Origin of the sequence: Arhodomonas sp. AD133, assembly GCF_051195215.1 — a bacterium.
Taxonomy (GTDB): domain Bacteria; phylum Pseudomonadota; class Gammaproteobacteria; order Nitrococcales; family Nitrococcaceae; genus Arhodomonas.
On sequence record NZ_JBNAZM010000010.1, the window covers coordinates 1 to 16,450 of the forward strand.

Here is a 16,450-nt window from a genome sequence, read left to right on the forward strand (position 1 = left end):
ATCAGGCCCAAACTCCGGCCGCCTGATGGCGCTCTCACCATCGCCCGTTCAGGCTCATCTCTGGATTGGAAAGGACTACCGCATTGGCGAGCTTGTACACCCTGCCGTATGCTCTCAGGCCATCGTTGAAACGGAGGCGAACGGCGTGCGTGAGCTGGTGCTCGGCGGAACGAAATCGGGCAAGAGCCTGTATGCCGAGTCACAGGCACAGGCGAGCGGTGGTGAGGTAGTGTACGTCGCGACCGCACGTGCGAACGACGCGGAGATGGCTGAACGCATCGCCGCCCACCGGGCGCGGCGACCGTCCCATTGGCACACCGTGGAGGCGGGGGATGACCTCGCCGGCGTGCTGCTCGGGGCGGCGGCCGACGACCGCTGTGTGCTCGTGGACTGCCTTACCCTGTGGCTCACCGCGCTCATCGAACGGCCCCGGCACTGGGCACAGGCACGGGAGGATCTGCTCACCGCGTTGCCCGGCCTGCCCGGACGTATCGTTCTGGTCAGCAACGAAGTGGGCGAGGGCGTGGTGCCGCTCGGCGAGCTCACCCGGCGCTTCGTGGACGAGGCGGGCCGTCTGCATCAGGCAATAGCCGCCCGCTGCGAGCGCGTAACGCTGGTCACCGCGGGCCTCCCTTTGACTCTCAAGGAGACGACATGACGCACAGCATCCCTGTGCCGGACGAAGACGCCGCTCAACGGGCACGTGCCCGCCAGGCGCAACTCACCAAGCCACCAGGGGCACTCGGCGAGTTGGAGACGCTCGCGGTGCGGCTCGCCGGTTTGCAGGGGGCGGAGCGCCCGCAGGTCGATCCGGTGCACATCGCGGTCTTCGCCGCCGACCATGGCGTGACGGCGCAGGGGGTTTCCGCGTTTCCGCCGGCGGTGACCGTACAGATGGTCGCCAATTTCGCTGCCGGTGGTGCGGCGATCAATGTGCAGGCGCACCACCTCGGGGCGCGCTTGCAGGTGGTCGACGTGGGCACTGCCACCGATTATGAGGTGCCCGACGGCGTCCGTCTCGCGCGCGCCGGCCGTGGGACCGCGGATTTCACGCATGAGCCCGCGATGTCCGCGGAAGGCTTCGCTCGTGCCGATGCGACCGGGCGGGAGATCGCGCAGGCGGCGGCGGATGAAGGAATGGGCCTGTTCATCGGCGGCGAAATGGGCATAGGCAATACCACGGCCGCTTCGGCGGTGGCCTGCGCGCTGCTCGATGCGGACCCGGAGACCCTGGTGGGGCCGGGCACGGGCCTCGACACGGAAGGCGTCGCCCGCAAGATGGCGGCGGTACGCGCCGGTCTCGACCGCCACACCGCTGCTATCGACGGGCCGGACGAGGCGCTGCGCCGCTTGGGTGGGTTCGAGCTCGTGGCATTGGCCGCGGCAATGGAGGCGGCTGCGGCACGACGGGTGCCCGTACTCGTCGACGGCTTCATCGTCAGTGTCGCGGCGCTGGCGGCGGTCCGGCGCCGCCCGGCGCTGGCGCAGTGGCTGATTTTCGCGCATACGTCCGCGGAGCCCGGCCATGGGCAGGTGCTGGCGGCGCTGCATGCACGGCCGCTGATCAGCCTCGGGCTGCGTCTTGGCGAAGGCAGTGGCGCAGCGACTGCGGTGCCGTTGCTGCGGCTCGCCTGTGCGTTGCACAACGATATGGCTACCTTCGAAGAGGCGGCCGTCGCCAACCGAGGGGGGTGAGGAGGCCCATGCAGCGTATCGATACGGGGCGCGCCCGATTCGTGGATTTCATTCGCCACGGCGTGCCCGTGGGTGGCCGACGCTATCGTGGCCATCGCGACGATCCGCTCTCGGAGCAGGGCTGGCACGAAATGTGGGCGGCCGTGGGCGATGACCCTCCATCATGGTCGCTAATCGTCACCTCGCCGCTTCGGCGCTGTGCCGAGTTCGCCACCGAGCTGGGCGGCTGCTTGGATGTACCGGTGATCACCGAAACGGGGTTCAAGGAAATCAGCTTCGGCGCCTGGGAAGGACGTACGGTGGACGCGATCCTCGCCGAGTCCCCGGAGGAGATCAGCGCATACTGGCATGATCCCGTGGCCAATACACCACCTCGAGGAGAGTCGTTGCCCGATTTCCGCGATCGTGTGGTCGCTGCTTGGGAACGGTTGCTCGAGCGACAAGCGCGGCATGTGCTGGTGGTCGGTCACGGCGGGCTCATCCGGACGCTGGTCGGTCATGTCCTCGGCATGCCGTTGCCCTCGGTGTTGCGGCTGGAGGTGCCCAACGCGGGTATCACCCGTTTGCGGGTGCAGTCGGACGTCAACGGCCGCCCCGCACCGAGCCTGGTGTTCCACGCCCGGCAGGGGCTTTGATGAAGGCGCTGATCACTGCGCTCGCTTTTCTGACCCGCTTGCCCGTCCCGGCTGTGGCGCCCGACGCCCATACCGTCGGGCGCTCACTGCTGTGGTATCCGTTGGTGGGCGCCGGGCTCGGCGCTATCGCGGCGCTCGTTGGCTGGGGGGCCGGGGGGTTGCTGGGCGCGGCGCTGGCGGTGACGGCCTTGGTGCTGCTGTCGGGGGCGCTGCATCTCGATGGCCTGGCCGATACCGCCGATGCCTGGGTAGGCGGTCTGGGGGACGCCGAACGAACGCTCGCCATCATGAAGGATCCCAGCGCCGGTCCGGTGGGCGTGGCTGCCGTCGTGGTGGTGTTGCTGCTGGAACTGGCGGCGGCCGAGACCGTGCTGCGCCAGACGGTTCCCACCGCGCTGGTGGTGGCGGCCATGCTGGGCCGCGCTGCTGCCCCGGCACTGTTTCTGACGACGCCCTACGTCCGTCCGGGCGGTCTCGGCGACGCGATGGCCCGCCACCGCCCTGGCGCGGCGGTCTACGCGGTCCTTCTCGCCACGGCCGCGGCGTCCGTGTTGCTACTCGGGCTCACGGGTCTCGCGGCACTGGTAGCTGCCGCGGTGACCGTTGCCGTCGCCCGCTCGCTGTTTCTGCGGCGCATAGGCGGTATCACGGGTGACACCGTAGGCGCGACCATGGTCGCGACCCAGACACTGTCGCTAGTCGCCGCGGCTTTGACGCTTCGCTGAGCAGAAAGTGAGAAGCTGAAAGCAACAAGTGGAACGGGACAGGATTGCGGGCGCTGGTGGGTTATTGCGGTTTCGGGTTCCGGATTTCGGATTCCGGGTTTGGTATCCCGGGCCAGCGCGCGTCGTGTACGGCAAGGCGATAGCCGCGCGAAACTTGGAACTTCCGACTCGTCAATTGGAACGGCTCACACGAAGACCCAGAGCAGCACTGCACCCAGCACCAGCCGATAGGCGACGAACGGGGTCATGCCTATGCGCTCCAGCAGGGCCAGGAAAGCGCCGATGCAGGCGTAGGCGGCGATAGCGGAGATCGCGGCACCGAGCAGGAGCATGTCCCACGCCGCTGGCGCCGGGGAGAGTGCGAGTTGCATGGCTTTCCAGCCACCGGCCAGGGCGATGGTGGGAATGGCCAGCAGGAACGAGAAGCGCGCGGCAGCGGTGGGGGCGAGCCCGAGGAACAGTCCGGCCGTCATGGTAATGCCGGAGCGGGACGTTCCGGGGATGATGGCAAGAATCTGTGCCAGTCCGATCCACAGCGCGTCGCCCAGGCCAGCCGTTGACTCATCGCGGCGTCCTCGCCAGCCGCGGTGCGCCACCCATAGCAGTATTCCGAACCCGATGTTCGCGGCGGCGATTACCAGCGGTTCACGCAGGTATGCTTCGGCGGAATCCCCCAGGAGCAGCCCGGCGGCGACGATGGGGATCGTCGCGATCACCAGCAGCATCGCCAGCTTCCCGTCGCCCTGGAAGTGCCGGCGTCGGATGCTCGCGAGGGCGTCCGCGCTCAGTCGCACGAGTGTGCCCCGGAAGTAGGTGAGAACGGCGAGCAGAGTGCCCACATGGACGGCGACGTCGAACGCGAGCCCCTGATCGGGCCAGTCGCTGAGTACAGGCACGAGGATCAGATGGGCGGAGCTGGAGATGGGCAGGAATTCCGTGAGGCCTTGGAGAAGTCCCAGGCAAACGGCGTGAAGCCAGTCCATGTGCGCTCCTATGCCGATGGCGGATGGTGTGGATCGCGGCTGAGCTGATAGAGCAGCACAGGCGTGTCGATGCCTCGGATGCGGCGCTGTTCGCCGGCGCCGAAGGCGAGGCCCCGCTCGTCGTCCAAATGGCGTCTTACCGCTTCGGAGACCAGCGCGTGCCCGGCTCCCGCTGCGCCACAGACGCGCGCGGCGATATTAACCGGCGCGCCAATGGCCGTATAGTCGAGATGATCGCCCGTGCCGATATTCCCCACGGTAACCTCGCCAGCATGCACGCCGATACTTACCGGAACCTCTTCGCCAGCGGCGTGTTCGCCGCGTGCGGCGACGGTTTCGAGAATCTCGATGGCGCAGTTGCAGGCCTGGCGCGCCATGCTCGGCCGGTCGAACACGGCCATCAGGCCATCACCACCGAAGGTGTCCACATAGCCGCCGTGCCGGTAGACCGTACCGACCTGGAGGCTGAGGTGACGGTTGACCGTGTCGAAGAGCTGCTCCGGCGGGATGGCGTGGGACAGGGCGGTGAAGCCGCGAATGTCCGTGAATAGGATACAGGCGTTGATCAGCACGGGCTCGCTGCTGCTTCGCGGATGGCGTGCATGCCCCTCAATCAGGCTGCGCAGTCGCGGCGAGACGTAGCGCGCGAGCTCGCTGCGGATGCGTTCGAGCTCACGTCGATAGCGCGCTTTGCTCACCAGTCCGCCGAGCCGGGCCAGCACCACGAGTGGCTCCAGGGGACGTGGCAGGAAATCGTCGCAGCCGGCGGTGAAAGCGCTGCGCAGCAGCCGTGGCTCCGGGCGCTCGGTAAGCAGGAGGATGGGGGTCATGCGATAGAGGCGATCACGGCGCAGCTCGGTGACCAGTGGCAGCAGTGTGTCGGGGGTCTCGGCACACGCCGCGATGACCACGGCATCGGGTTCGCGCGCCGTGAGCCAGTCGCGCGCGGTGACCGCTTCTCCCACCGTAACGGTTCGATAGCCGCCGGCCTCGAGAATACCGGTGAGCTCGGTGGCCGCCTCGTCGCCCACTACCAGGACCAGCCCGGCCTCGTTAGCGGGAGTGCGACGGGTCGCTGCGCTCATGAATGACGCCTGTGGACGTTGAGACGGCCGCTCTGGTCGGCGAACCCGAACCCGCTGAGCGGGTCGGTCAGACCGCGGCCGACGGCAAGGACCTTGAAGCGCTCACCCATTTCGCCGGGCATGAGCAGCGGCTTGGCCTGCTGGGTGGCGGCCGCTGCCGCCTGCGGATCCCGGTTCATCTCGGCCTCCAGAAGCCCGGGGAGCCCGGCGCCCATGAGGAAATTCGCCTGGGTGGTGAAGCCCTGGAGCGCCAGTCCGGCGTTCGTGGCGGCGCGTGCCGCGGCGGTGAAGTCCACTGACGCCGTGATGTCCTGCAGGCCCGGCCACCAGAGAGCGTCGTCATGGGCCCGGTGCCGGTAGTGGCAGAGCAGTGTCCCCATAGCGCGCTGGCGGTGGTAGTACTCGCGGCGGGGATAGCCATAGTCGATGAGCAGCGCCGTGCCGGCATCCAGGCAGTCGGCGAGCGTCTGCAGCCAGCCCGCCAGCGCCGGGCAGTATTCGGAGACATAGCCTGGCGGCAAGGGCGCGTCGAGATCGGCTTCGATTTCCCTTATTGCCATGGTCAGGGTGTCATCCGCGGGAATCAGCCGATACTGGAATTTCTCGCCATCGTGGGCGACGGCCAACTCGTGGATGCCGTCCTCGGTGATCTGGAAACGTCGTACCGGCAGTGCGTCCATGACCTCGTTGGCGAGTACCATGCCGCGAAACGGTTCGTCGGGCAGCTGGTCCAGCCACTCTACGCGCTCGCGTATGTCGGCGGGGAGCTCGGCGATAGCGGTCGCTTGCTCCTGGCGTAACGTGGCGCTCACTTCCAGGATCCGGTAGCGCTGTGGCAGGCGTTGTAATGCTGCCAGCTCGGTGAGCACGTCAGCGGCCATGCGACCGGTGCCAGCACCGAACTCGAGGACATCGCCACCGCCGAGCCGGGTCAGGACCTCCGCGCACTGGTGAGCCAGTGTGCGCGAGAACAGTGTCGAGGCGAGCGGCGCAGTAATGTAGTCGCCGCCGCTGCCGAAGCGTGCCTGTCCGGCGCTGTAGTAGCCGAGCCCTGGTTCGTAGAGCGCCATGGCCATGTATCGGTCGAAGCGCAGGGTGCCGCCCGCCGCGTCTGCGGCGGCGCGGATGCGCGTGGCCAGCGCGGCGCTATGGCGTCTGGCATCGGCGTCGGGGGTGGGGGCGTCCTGGGGCATGTGGGCTCAGTCCAGTTCGATGCGGCGCATGGGCTGGCCGCTGGCGTCGAACGCGGCCCACAACTCGGCATATGGCCGGCCGAGGGTCGGGTGGGGCTCGTCACCGGCGATGTCGGCAAGTGGGCGCAGAACGAATGCACAGTCGACGATCTCGGAACGCGGCAGCCGCACGCGACCGTCGTCGTAGGCGGTGTCTCCCCAGGTGAGGAGGTCCAGATCGAGGGTGCGGGGGCTTATCCCACCATGGCCGCCACGCTCGCGGCCGTGGGCGTCTTCCAGGGCCTTGAACTCGGCGGTGAGCGTGGCGGGGTCAAGGTGCGTGTCGAAGCCGACGACGAGATTGAGAAAATCGGCGCCGTCGAAGCCTACTGCACCAGTCTCGTAAATCGGTGACACCGTGAGGGGGGCGTAACGCGCTCGCAGCGCCACGAGTGCCGAGCGTACGTTGTACTCGCGCTCGACGTTGCTGCCGATGCTGACATAGACGCGGGTCATGGCCGTGGCGCCTCTCCCCGCTCGATACGCACGCCCACGCCGCGGGTACCCGCAACCGCGCCGGGTTTGGTGAGCGTCAGACGCACGCCGGCGACCGGGAACCGGTCGCGTATACGCGTCGCGAGATGTTCGGCGAGTGCCTCCAGCAGGCGGAAGTCAGCGTCCGCAGCGCACTCGCGCAGGCAGTCTGCGACCTCGGCGTAGCTGATGGCGTCGCTGAGCGCATCGCTGGCGGCGGCCGGTGTGGTGTCCACAGCGAGCGCCACGTCAGCGCGCAGGCGCTGGTCGATGTGTCGCTCCCAGTGCCAGGCGCCGATACGCGCAGTGAGCTCCAGGCCTTCTATGAAGACGGTGTCCATGGTGCGGGTCCTGGCGATGACCGCGTCATGATACCGGCGGCCAGGCGGCGTGACCAATTGCCGCCCCGTGATGGTGCATCGTGTCCGTGGCCGCAGGGGGCTGCAAGAGCGATCTCCACGGCGGTAAAGTCGTGCGTCACTCGAGTGCTGGGATGTCTGGTAGCCGCCATGATCGAAGCCGTTTCCATAATACTCGCCTACCTGTTGGGCTCGCTGTCGTCGGCGATCCTGGTGTGCCGGCTCATGGGACTGCCGGACCCCCGGGGCGAGGGCTCCGGGAATCCGGGCGCCACCAATGTCCTGCGGGTGGGGGGGCGTGTCGCCGGGGCGCTGACCCTGGCCGGTGACTTCCTAAAGGGCACGGTGGCCGTGTGCCTTGCCCTGCTCGTTGGTCTTGCGCCTGCAGCGCTTGGAGCGGTGGGCGTGGCGGCGTTTCTGGGTCACCTCTATCCGGTGTTTTTCGGCTTCAAGGGGGGCAAGGGCGTGGCCACGGGGCTGGGCGTGCTGCTTGGCTGGTCGTGGTCGGTGCTAGTGGTCACGGTGGGGACGTGGTTGCTGGTGGCCGCGGTGACCCGCATCTCGTCGCTGTCCGCGTTGGTGGCATTCCTGTTGGCGCCTGTTTACCTCTGGGGGTTCACGGGCGAGCCGGCACTGGCGGTCGCAATGGCTGTCATGACCGCCGTCACCTATTGGCGACACCGGGGAAATATCCGGCGGTTGCTGGCGGGTGAGGAGGCGCGTATCGGCCAGAAGGAGTGAGTCTCACTCCGAGGGCGGCTGCTGCAGACGGCGCTGTAGCCACCGAAGCACACGGCGAACCCTGGGCGAGGCGAGCTCATGCGCGTGTTCGAAGTCGGCCCAGCGATACTCCTGATGCTCGGGGCGGCCGAGCTCGGGATTGATCCCCATGACGACGCGCTGCTGAGTGGTTTCGGCGACGTAGTAACGCGCTACTTTGCCTTGCGCGTAGGGGCCGGTTTCGAAGTAGTCGAGACCCCAGCGGAAATCCAGCTCGGTGATGCCTGTTTCTTCGGCCACTTCGCGGCGGGCGCCTTCCAGGGGCGTTTCGCCTTTCTCCACCTGCCCCTTGGGAAAGTCCCAGTACTGATAGGCGCGGAGCAGCAGCAGGCGCCATGCGGTGTCGTCGTGGCGTACGACAGCGACTCCGGCGGAGAGCACGCGTACGCGACCGCGCCGCCGGCCGCGGCGACGTCGTGTCGGCTGCCCGTCAGATCCCATGGTATGCAGGGCTCAGTGCGTGCACCGCCTCGACCATGGCCGCCGCGTGTTCCGGTGGGATCTGGGGGTGAATGCCGTGGCCCAGGTTGAAGATGTGTCCGCTTCCCTGGCCGTACTCCGCGAGTACGCGTGCAACCTGTTCGCGGATTACCGTCGGCCGGGCATACAGGATGCTGGGGTCGAGGTTGCCTTGCAGGGCGACGCGTTCGCCCACGCGCCGGCGGGCTTCACCCAGATCGATGGTCCAGTCCAGGCCCAGGGCGTCGGCTCCGCATTCGGCCATTCGCTCGAGCCAGAGGCCGCCGCCTTTGGTGAAGAAGGTCACCGGTACGTGACGGCCTTCGCGTTCCCGCACGAGGCCTTCGATGACCCGCTGCGCGTAGGCCAGGGAAAACTCCCGGTAGGCGTCATGGGCGAGGGCGCCGCCCCAGGTATCGAAGATCATCAGGGCCTGGGCGCCGGCCGCGCTCTGGGCGTTGAGGTAGTCGGTCACTGCGTCGGCGACCTTGGCGAGAAGGCGGTGCAGCGCGGCCGGGTCATCGTAGGCGAGTGCCTTGATATGCCGGAAGTCGCGGCTGCCGGCGCCTTCGACCATGTAGGTGGCGAGCGTCCAGGGGCTGCCGCTGAAGCCGATGAGCGGTACACGACCGGCGAGCTCGCGGCGGATCACGGCAACGGCGTCGGTGACGTAGGCGAGCTCGGTGCCCACGTCCGGTACCGGGAGGGCGTCGATGGCCGTGGCGTCGCGTACCGGGCGTTGGAAACGCGGGCCTTCGCCGGGCTCGAAGTACAGTCCGAGGCCCATGGCGTCGGGCACGGTCAGGATGTCCGAGAAGAGAATGGCGGCGTCCAGCGGGAAGCGCTCCAGCGGTTGGAGCGTCACTTCGCAGGCGAGGTCGGCGTCGCGGCAGAGGTTCATGAAGCTGCCGGCCTGCTCTCGCACGCGCCGGTATTCGGGCAGGTAGCGCCCCGCCTGACGCATCATCCACACCGGAGTGCGGTCCACGGGTTGGCGGGCCAGGGCCCGCAGGAGTCGATCGTTGTCGAGTTCGCTCACGATGGGCGTCCGAGCCGGGAGTGTTTTGGTCGGCAGTGTATCACGGTCGAACGCCGTGGCCGGGACCTTTCCTGTATGCGCGATGTTGTTCCGGATCACAAATGCGATGCACTTCTGATCCGGAACGCTAACACTCGCCCGGCCAGCGGATGGTAACGCGGCGTCGGCCCCAGGCACGGGCCGCTGCGACATCCCTGCCCATGTATATATCGATCTTGCGGTGCCAGCGAGAGGGCATGCGGTCGAGTACGCGATAGGTGCCTGACAGGCCTTCTATACGAACTGCAGTACCGCGGTCGAGTCCCTTGGGAATGAGATCGGGGGAGACAGCGATGATGCGCATGCCGGGCTCGAGACGGTCGCCCCAGGCGCCGAGGTTGGGGCGGTCGTCCGTTTGGCCGGGAGTGGAATTGTAGGCGGTCGCGGTGACCGTCTGGCGGCACGCTGCCTGCTCGTGGCCGTTGGCGGTGGCACAGCCGGCGAGGACCGCGGCCGCTATCAGGACACCGGCGAACCGCGGACGCCGCCAACGGGGGTGGGTCGGGCGCTGGGCGCCCGACGTTGGCTCAAACCCCGAGATAGGCCAGGATACCCTTCGCGGCTTCACGGCCTTCCCACACGGCGGTAACCACCAGGTCGGAGCCGCGGACCATGTCGCCTCCGGCGAAGACGTTGGGGTTGCGGGTCTGGTACGGGTACCGGCCGTCCTTGTCGACGACCACGCGGTCGCGATCGTCGACCTCGATCTTGTTGCTGTCGAACCACTCCGCCGGACTCGGACGGAATCCAAAGGCGATGAGCACCCGATCGGCGGGGATGACTTCCTCGGTGCCGGGGACCGGTTCCGGACGGCGGCGGCCACGGTCGTCGGGCGCGCCGAGCTGGGTTTCGATCACCTTCACGCCTTCGACGCGGCCGTCGCCAACGATCTCCACCGGCTGGCGGTTCCACATGAACTTAACGCCTTCTTCCTTGGCGTTGTAGACCTCGCGCCGGGAGCCGGGCATGTTGGATTCGTCCCGGCGGTAGGCGCAGGTCACGCTCTTCGCGCCCTGGCGCAGGGCGGTGCGGTTACAGTCCATGGCGGTGTCGCCGCCGCCTAATACCACGACTCGCTTGCCGCGCATGTCGACGTAGTCCGAGCGGTCCTGCTCGAAGCCCATGAGGCGGTTGATGTTGGAGACGAGGTAGGGAAGCGCTTCGTAGACGCCGTCCTTGTCCTCGCCGGGGAAGCCGCCGCGCATGAACGTGTAAGTCCCCATGCCGAGGAAGACCGCATCGTATTCGTGCTCGAGCTCCTCGTAGCTGACATCGCGGCCCACCTCGATACCGAGTCGGAATTCGACGCCCATGCCTTCCATGATCTGGCGGCGGGTGGCAATGACGTCCTTCTCCAGCTTGAACGGCGGTATGCCGAAAGTGAGCAGGCCGCCGATCTCCGGGTACTTGTCGTAGACCACGGCGTCGACACCGTTGCGCACCAGGATGTCCGCGGCGCCCAGGCCCGCCGGGCCGGCGCCGATGACGGCGACGCGTTTGCCGGTCTTCACCACACCCGATAGGTCCGGCCGCCAGCCCTGCTTGAACGCCTCGTCGGTGATGTAACGTTCCACAGAGCCGATGGTGACCGCGCCGAAGCCGTCATTGAGGGTGCACGCGCCCTCGCAGAGACGATCCTGGGGGCAGACGCGGCCGCAGACCTCGGGCAGGGAGTTCGTCTTGTGGGATAGCTCCGCCGCCTCGAACAGATTGCCTTCGGCGACGAGTTTCAACCAGTTCGGAATGTAATTGTGAACCGGGCACTTCCATTCGCAGTAGGGGTTGCCGCATTCGACGCAGCGGTCCGCCTGCTGTGAGGCGGTCTCCGAGGTGAAATCCCCGTAGATCTCCTTGAACTCGGCCTTGCGGACAGAGGCTGGCTTCTTGTCCGGGTCCTGGCGGGGGACCTCGACGAACTGAAAGTTGTTACCCATAGTCTGTTTCGTCTCTGGGCGCGTGTGGGCGGGAGGCTGAACCTCGCGCCGGCCCGCGCTCAAGTTGGCGATAGTGCCCCGCTTCTGCGCGAAGCGGAACGCGGAGGTTCGTGGCGGCGGTCGGGGAAGGGGCCACGCACTCGCGAATACGCCGTGAACGCATCCGTGTGGGCTCGTCGGCGGCGTCCCTGCCGCTCATCGTCCGCGATTGCGTGTCCCGGCCCCCGGTGACCGCCTCGGGCCTTGCGCTCAGGCGGCGCGGCGCAGCGTGTCGAGCACCTCGTGGATGTCCGCTGCCTTGGGCTTCACCAGCCAGAACCGGCCCACGTAGTCGCGGAAATTCTCGACGATCTCACGGCCCCATTCCGAACCGGTCTCCTCGACGTATTCCGCGATCATGTCCCGCAGGTAGTGGCGGTGCGCCTCCATGGCCTCCGAGCGGATGCGGTGAATGTCAATGAGCTCGTGGTTGTAGCGATCCACGAAGCGGTTCTCCAGATCCAGCACGAATGCGAAGCCGCCGGTCATGCCGGCGCCGAAGTTGAGGCCGGTATCGCCGAGTACGCAGACGACGCCGCCGGTCATGTATTCGCAACCGTGGTCGCCTACACCTTCCACCACCGCGTGGGCGCCGGAGTTGCGCACGGCGAAGCGCTCGCCCGCGGTGCCCGCCGCGAACAGCCGGCCTCCGGTGGCGCCGTAGAGGCAGGTGTTGCCGATGATCGCGCTTTCCTGGCTCTTGAACGCGCTGCCAGCCGGCGGGTGGACGACGAGCTTGCCGCCGGCCATGCCCTTACCGACGTAGTCGTTGGCGTCCCCGGCGAGGTGCATGTGCAGGCCTCCGGCGTTCCACACGCCGAAGCTCTGGCCGGCGGTGCCGGTGAGTCGCAGCACGATCGGATGATCGGCCATACCGAGCGTGCCGTGGCGCTTGGCGATCTCGCCGGAGAGACGTGCGCCGATGGAGCGGTTGTCGTTTCGCACTGCGTAGTGGAATTCGCCGCCGCGTTTCGCCTCGATGGCCGGGAGAGTGTCGCGGACCATTTCCTCGGCGAGCTCGCCCTTGTCGAAGGGCTCGTTGTGAGGTTCGAGGCAATACTGCGGCTTGTCTTCCGCAACTCCACCGTCGGAGAGTATGGGTGCGAGGTCGAGCCGCGCCTGGCGCGCGGTTTCGGGCTCTCGCTGCTCGAGGAGGTCGAGCCGGCCGATGAGCTCCTGCAGCGAACGAACGCCGAGGCTCGCAAGGCGCTCGCGGACTTCCCTCGCGACAAAGATGAAGTAGTTCGCGATGCGCTCGGGCGTGCCCACGAAGTGTTTCAGGCGCAAGACCTTCTGCTGGGTGGCCACACCCGTGGGGCAGTTGTTCAAGTGGCATATGCGCAGGTACTTGCACCCCATGGCCACCATGGGCGCGGTACCGAAGCCGAAGCTCTCGGCGCCGAGGATGGCGGCCTTGATGACATCGAGGCCGGTCTTCAGGCCGCCGTCGGTCTGCAGCCGGACCTTGTCGCGCAGATCGTTGGCGCGCAGGGTCTGATGCGTTTCGGTAAGGCCGAGCTCCCAGGGTGTGCCCGCGTACTTCACCGACGTGAGCGGGCTCGCGCCGGTGCCGCCATCGTAGCCGGCGATGGTGATGAGGTCGGCATAGGCCTTGGCCACACCCGCTGCGACGGTACCCACGCCGGGTTCGGCGACGAGCTTCACCGAGACCAGCGCCTGCGGGTTGACCTGTTTGAGGTCGAAGATGAGCTGCGCCAGATCCTCGATGGAGTAGATGTCATGGTGCGGCGGCGGTGATATCAACGCGACCCCGGGCTTGGAGTAGCGCAGCCGCGCGATCATGTTGTTGACCTTGTGCCCCGGCAGTTGCCCGCCCTCGCCGGGCTTGGCGCCCTGGGCGACCTTGATCTGCAGGACCTCGGCGTTGACCAGATAGTGTGGGGTTACGCCGAATCGTCCGGAGGCAACCTGCTTGATCTTGGACATGCGCTCGGTGCCGTAGCGCGCCGGGTCCTCGCCGCCTTCGCCGGAGTTGGAGCGGCCACCCAGGCGATTCATGGCGATGGCGAGGGCCTCGTGCGCCTCCGGGGAGAGCGCGCCCAGTGACATTCCGGCGGAGTCGAATCGCTTGAGAATCTCGGTCTCGGATTCGACCTCGTCCAGCGGAATCGCCTCCTGGCCGCCTTTCAGCCGCAGCATGTCGCGGAAAGTGGCCACAGGGCGCTGGTTTACGGTCTCGGAGAACTCTCGGTAGCGCTCGTATTCACCGGTGTAGACGGCCTCCTGGAGGGTGCGTACCACGTCCGGGTTGAAAGCGTGGTACTCGCCGCCGTGGACGAACTTGAGCAGCCCGCCCTGGTCGAGGGGCACACTCGCCCGCCAGGCGCGCTCGTGGAGCGCGCGCTGGTCGCTTTCGAGATCGGCGAAGTTCGCGCCCTGGATGCGGCTCACGCTGCCCGGGAAGCAGCGATCCACGACCTCGTCGGCGAAGCCCACGATCTCGAAGAGCTGGGCGCCGCGGTAGCTGGTGATGGTGGAGATCCCCATTTTGGAGAGGATCTTGTAGAGGCCCTTGTTGACGCCCTTGCGGTAGTTCCGCAGCAGATCGGCGAGCGGTGCGCCCTTGATCTGGCCGCTGTGCACCATGTCCTGAATGACATCGTAGGCCATGTAGGGATACACCGCAGTGGCGCCGTAGCCAATGAGCACCGCGCACTCGTGGGAGTTGCGGGCCGTCCCGGTCTCCACCACCAGGTTGGCGTCGCAACGCAGCCCACGGTGGACCAGGTGATAGTGAACGGCGCCGGTGGCGAGCAGTGCGTGCACCGGAATGCGGTCGTTGCCGAGCTGGCGGTCGGAGAGCACCAGTACGACGTGGCCGTCCCGCACGGCCGCCTCGGCCTCGGCACAAATGCGCTCGAGCGCGGAGGCCAGGTCCCCGCCGATGTCGTGGTTGAGCTCGATGACCGCGTGACGGTATTCCTCGCCGGTCTGCGCGAGCAGAGCCGAGAATTTCTCGTCCGAGAGCACCGGCGAGTCCACGACCAGCCGCCGGGCGTGGGCCTCGGATTCCTCGAAGAGATTCTTCTCGCGACCGAAGCAGGTCTCCAGCGACATCACGATCTGCTCGCGCAGTGGGTCGATGGCCGGGTTGGTGACCTGGGCGAACTGCTGGCGGAAGTTGTCGTAGAGCGCGCGCACCTTCTTCGAGAGCACCGGCATGGGCGTATCGTCGCCCATGGAGCCGACGGCCTCCTGGCCGCCTTCGGCCAGCGTCCGCAGGACCATGTCCCGCTCTTCGAAGGTGACGTTGAACTGCTTCTGGTAGACGGCGAGGCTCTGGCCGGAGAGACCCTGGCGCTCACCGTTGCCGTTAAGTTGCGACTTCAGGTTGCGCGCGTGTTGCTGTAGCCACTTCTTGTAGGGCTTGCGGGACTTCAGGCGCTTGTCGATGTCCTCGGGCAGCAGCAGCTCGCCAGTTTCCGTGTCGGCGGCGAGCATCTCGCCGGGACGCAGGCGGCCCTTGGCGAGAACATCTTCCGGGCTGTAGTCCCAGACGCCGACTTCGGAAGCCAGGGTTATATGGCGGTCATTAGTGACCACCCAGCGCGCCGGGCGCAGGCCGTTGCGGTCGAGGGCACAGGCGGCGTGGCGGCCGTCGGTGAGCACGATGCCGGCCGGCCCGTCCCAGGGCTCGATGTGCTGGGAGTGGTACTCGTAGAACGCGCGCAGGTCGGCGTCCATGGTGTCCACGTTCTGCCATGCCGGCGGCATGAGCAGGCGCAGCGCGCGGAAGATGTCCATGCCCCCGGTGATGAGCACGTCCAGCATGTTGTCGAGGCTGGAGGAGTCGGAGCCTTCCAGGTTGACCAGTGGCTGGATGGCCTCGATGTCCGGCAGCAACGGCGTCTCGAACTTGTAGGCGCGCGCCATCGCCCAGTTGCGGTTGCCCTGGATCGTGTTGATCTCGCCGTTGTGGGCGAGGTACCGGAAGGGCTGCGCGAGACGCCATTGCGGCAGCGTGTTGGTGGAGAAACGCTGGTGGAAGACCACCATGGCGGTTTCCAGGCGCGGGTCTTCCAGATCCCGGTAGAATGTCGGCAGATACGCCGGCATTACCAGGCCTTTGTAGGAGAGCACCCGGCCCGAGAGGCTCGGGACGTAGAAGTCCTCGTCGTCGGCAAGAGCCTTCTCGGCGGCACGACGGGCGAAGAACAGCCGCCGTTCGAACTCCAGCTCGTCAATGCCGTCCGGCGCGTTCACGAACAACTGCTCGATGCGCGGCAGCGTTGCCAGCGCCTGTTCGCCACAGGCGGAGGCGTCCGTGGGGACTTCGCGCCAGCCGGCGGCGGTGAGATCGTGTTCGGCAAGCGCGCTCGTTACGGTGTCGCGGGCGTGCGCGGCCCGTGCGTCGTCCTCGGGAGCGAGGAAAACGCAGCCGGCGGCAAAGCGCTCGGCGAGCTCGATGCCCGCCTCCTGCGCGACTGCGCGCAGGAAACCCTCGGGGAGCTTCATCAACAGGCCACAGCCGTCACCGCTTTTGCCGTCGGCGGCCACCGCGCCACGGTGTGTCAGCCGGGCGAGCGCGCCGATCGCGGTTTCCACCAGCCAGTGGCTGGGCTCTCCATCCATGTGGGCGATCAGCCCGAAACCGCAGTTGTCTTTCTCGAATTCCGGGCGATACAGGGTCGCCTTCGTAAAGTCGTGATAGCTCACGGGAGATTGCCTCTGCGTGTTGGGGACGAGGGGGGACGCCGACCCGGCGTGCCCATGCCTGATTGTGGCGGGCTCGATGGGGGCGTGCCCCGCGTTGTCTCCGCGCCGGCGATTGTGCTTGTGGCGACGCCGGCGCCCGTCCGCGATCATCTCAACTCGAGGATCGCTCTCCCGGGCGGGGAACCTCGGAAAATGTTTTGATCATCAGTGCCTTCCAGCACTTTGTCCGGGCTCCCTGCCCATGCCCGATCTGCGGGCAAATGGCTGGGCATGATAGCCAAGGTCAGCGGGCGAG

15 protein-coding genes are annotated in these 16,450 nt (G+C 67.2%); 5 read left to right on the forward strand and 10 right to left on the reverse strand.

Going from position 1 to position 16,450, the window contains the following annotated elements; all coding sequences use genetic code 11:
* Positions 1 to 145: 145 nt before the first annotated feature.
* Genes cobU through cobS form a run of 4 tightly spaced genes read left to right on the forward strand, consistent with a single transcriptional unit; the run spans position 146 to position 3,055 of the window.
* Positions 146 to 658, forward strand: a complete 513-nt coding sequence (gene cobU, locus ACPEES_RS08125; protein ID WP_435103065.1) for a bifunctional adenosylcobinamide kinase/adenosylcobinamide-phosphate guanylyltransferase — start codon at positions 146 to 148, stop codon at positions 656 to 658.
* A complete protein-coding gene (gene cobT, locus ACPEES_RS08130; protein ID WP_435102912.1) occupies positions 655 to 1,695 on the forward strand; it encodes a nicotinate-nucleotide--dimethylbenzimidazole phosphoribosyltransferase in 1,041 nt (346 codons plus the stop codon). The genes cobU and cobT overlap by 4 nt, the downstream gene beginning before the upstream one ends.
* Before the next feature lie 8 nt (positions 1,696 to 1,703).
* Entirely contained in the window at positions 1,704 to 2,330 is a 627-nt protein-coding gene (locus ACPEES_RS08135) for a histidine phosphatase family protein (protein WP_435102914.1), read from the forward strand.
* Entirely contained in the window at positions 2,330 to 3,055 is a 726-nt protein-coding gene (gene cobS, locus ACPEES_RS08140) for an adenosylcobinamide-GDP ribazoletransferase (RefSeq protein WP_435102916.1), read from the forward strand. Before ACPEES_RS08135 ends, cobS begins: the two co-directional genes overlap by 1 nt.
* A 185-nt stretch (positions 3,056 to 3,240) precedes the next feature.
* Here the strand turns inward: cobS and ACPEES_RS08145 are convergent, their stop codons facing one another.
* Genes ACPEES_RS08145 through folB form a run of 5 tightly spaced genes read right to left on the reverse strand, consistent with a single transcriptional unit; the run spans position 3,241 to position 7,170 of the window.
* Entirely contained in the window at positions 3,241 to 4,038 is a 798-nt protein-coding gene (locus ACPEES_RS08145; RefSeq protein ID WP_435102918.1) for an undecaprenyl-diphosphate phosphatase, read from the reverse strand.
* 8 nt (positions 4,039 to 4,046) lie between these two features.
* Positions 4,047 to 5,123 carry an adenylate/guanylate cyclase domain-containing protein gene (locus tag ACPEES_RS08150; protein WP_435102920.1) on the reverse strand — a complete coding sequence of 359 codons (1,077 nt, stop codon included), beginning with the start codon at positions 5,121 to 5,123 and terminating at the stop codon, positions 4,047 to 4,049.
* Positions 5,120 to 6,316, reverse strand: coding sequence for a class I SAM-dependent methyltransferase (locus ACPEES_RS08155; RefSeq protein WP_435102922.1), 1,197 nt, complete (start codon positions 6,314 to 6,316; stop codon positions 5,120 to 5,122). The genes ACPEES_RS08150 and ACPEES_RS08155 overlap by 4 nt, the downstream gene beginning before the upstream one ends.
* 6 nt (positions 6,317 to 6,322) lie before the next feature.
* Positions 6,323 to 6,811 (reverse strand): 2-amino-4-hydroxy-6-hydroxymethyldihydropteridine diphosphokinase, encoded by a 489-nt coding sequence (folK, locus tag ACPEES_RS08160; RefSeq protein WP_435102924.1) that lies wholly within the window; start codon positions 6,809 to 6,811, stop codon positions 6,323 to 6,325.
* Entirely contained in the window at positions 6,808 to 7,170 is a 363-nt protein-coding gene (gene folB, locus ACPEES_RS08165; protein WP_435102926.1) for a dihydroneopterin aldolase, read from the reverse strand. Before folB ends, folK begins: the two co-directional genes overlap by 4 nt.
* Before the next feature lie 168 nt (positions 7,171 to 7,338).
* Here folB and plsY point away from each other — a divergent pair, with 168 nt between their 5' ends.
* The gene (gene plsY, locus ACPEES_RS08170) at positions 7,339 to 7,929 is read left to right on the forward strand and encodes a glycerol-3-phosphate 1-O-acyltransferase PlsY (protein WP_435102928.1); all 591 of its coding nucleotides are present in this window, start codon (positions 7,339 to 7,341) and stop codon (positions 7,927 to 7,929) included.
* A 3-nt stretch (positions 7,930 to 7,932) separates the two neighbouring features.
* Here the strand turns inward: plsY and ACPEES_RS08175 are convergent, their stop codons facing one another.
* The 5 genes from ACPEES_RS08175 to gltB all read right to left on the reverse strand — a co-directional run bounded on the left by ACPEES_RS08175 (position 7,933) and on the right by gltB (position 16,155).
* On the reverse strand, positions 7,933 to 8,409 hold the full coding sequence (locus tag ACPEES_RS08175) for an NUDIX domain-containing protein (RefSeq protein ID WP_435102930.1): 477 nt from the start codon (positions 8,407 to 8,409) through the stop codon (positions 7,933 to 7,935).
* Positions 8,399 to 9,469: a uroporphyrinogen decarboxylase gene (hemE, locus tag ACPEES_RS08180; protein ID WP_435103066.1), complete on the reverse strand. Its 1,071-nt coding sequence runs from the start codon at positions 9,467 to 9,469 to the stop codon at positions 8,399 to 8,401. Before hemE ends, ACPEES_RS08175 begins: the two co-directional genes overlap by 11 nt.
* A 124-nt stretch (positions 9,470 to 9,593) precedes the next feature.
* Complete coding sequence (locus tag ACPEES_RS08185) at positions 9,594 to 10,073, reverse strand: 3D domain-containing protein (RefSeq protein WP_435102932.1); 480 nt, start codon at positions 10,071 to 10,073, stop codon at positions 9,594 to 9,596.
* Positions 10,033 to 11,439: an FAD-dependent oxidoreductase gene (locus ACPEES_RS08190; RefSeq protein ID WP_435102934.1), complete on the reverse strand. Its 1,407-nt coding sequence runs from the start codon at positions 11,437 to 11,439 to the stop codon at positions 10,033 to 10,035. The genes ACPEES_RS08185 and ACPEES_RS08190 overlap by 41 nt, the downstream gene beginning before the upstream one ends.
* A gap of 249 nt (positions 11,440 to 11,688) precedes the next feature.
* Complete coding sequence (gene gltB, locus ACPEES_RS08195) at positions 11,689 to 16,155, reverse strand: glutamate synthase large subunit (protein WP_435102936.1); 4,467 nt, start codon at positions 16,153 to 16,155, stop codon at positions 11,689 to 11,691.
* Positions 16,156 to 16,450 lie beyond the last annotated feature (295 nt).

Bases quoted from the DNA above. Each gene is read 5' to 3' on its own strand.
- plsY (WP_435102928.1), top strand. From the start codon at position 7,339: ATGATCGAAGCCGTTTCCATAATACTCGCCTACCTGTTGGGCTCGCTG.
- ACPEES_RS08150 (WP_435102920.1), bottom strand. From the start codon at position 5,123: ATGAGCGCAGCGACCCGTCGCACTCCCGCTAACGAGGCCGGGCTGGTC.
- ACPEES_RS08175 (WP_435102930.1), bottom strand. From the start codon at position 8,409: ATGGGATCTGACGGGCAGCCGACACGACGTCGCCGCGGCCGGCGGCGC.
- folK (WP_435102924.1), bottom strand. From the start codon at position 6,811: ATGACCCGCGTCTATGTCAGCATCGGCAGCAACGTCGAGCGCGAGTAC.
- folB (WP_435102926.1), bottom strand. From the start codon at position 7,170: ATGGACACCGTCTTCATAGAAGGCCTGGAGCTCACTGCGCGTATCGGC.
- ACPEES_RS08145 (WP_435102918.1), bottom strand. From the start codon at position 4,038: ATGGACTGGCTTCACGCCGTTTGCCTGGGACTTCTCCAAGGCCTCACG.
- ACPEES_RS08190 (WP_435102934.1), bottom strand. From the start codon at position 11,439: ATGGGTAACAACTTTCAGTTCGTCGAGGTCCCCCGCCAGGACCCGGAC.
- ACPEES_RS08135 (WP_435102914.1), top strand. From the start codon at position 1,704: ATGCAGCGTATCGATACGGGGCGCGCCCGATTCGTGGATTTCATTCGC.
- cobT (WP_435102912.1), top strand. From the start codon at position 655: ATGACGCACAGCATCCCTGTGCCGGACGAAGACGCCGCTCAACGGGCA.
- ACPEES_RS08155 (WP_435102922.1), bottom strand. From the start codon at position 6,316: ATGCCCCAGGACGCCCCCACCCCCGACGCCGATGCCAGACGCCATAGC.
- cobS (WP_435102916.1), top strand. From the start codon at position 2,330: ATGAAGGCGCTGATCACTGCGCTCGCTTTTCTGACCCGCTTGCCCGTC.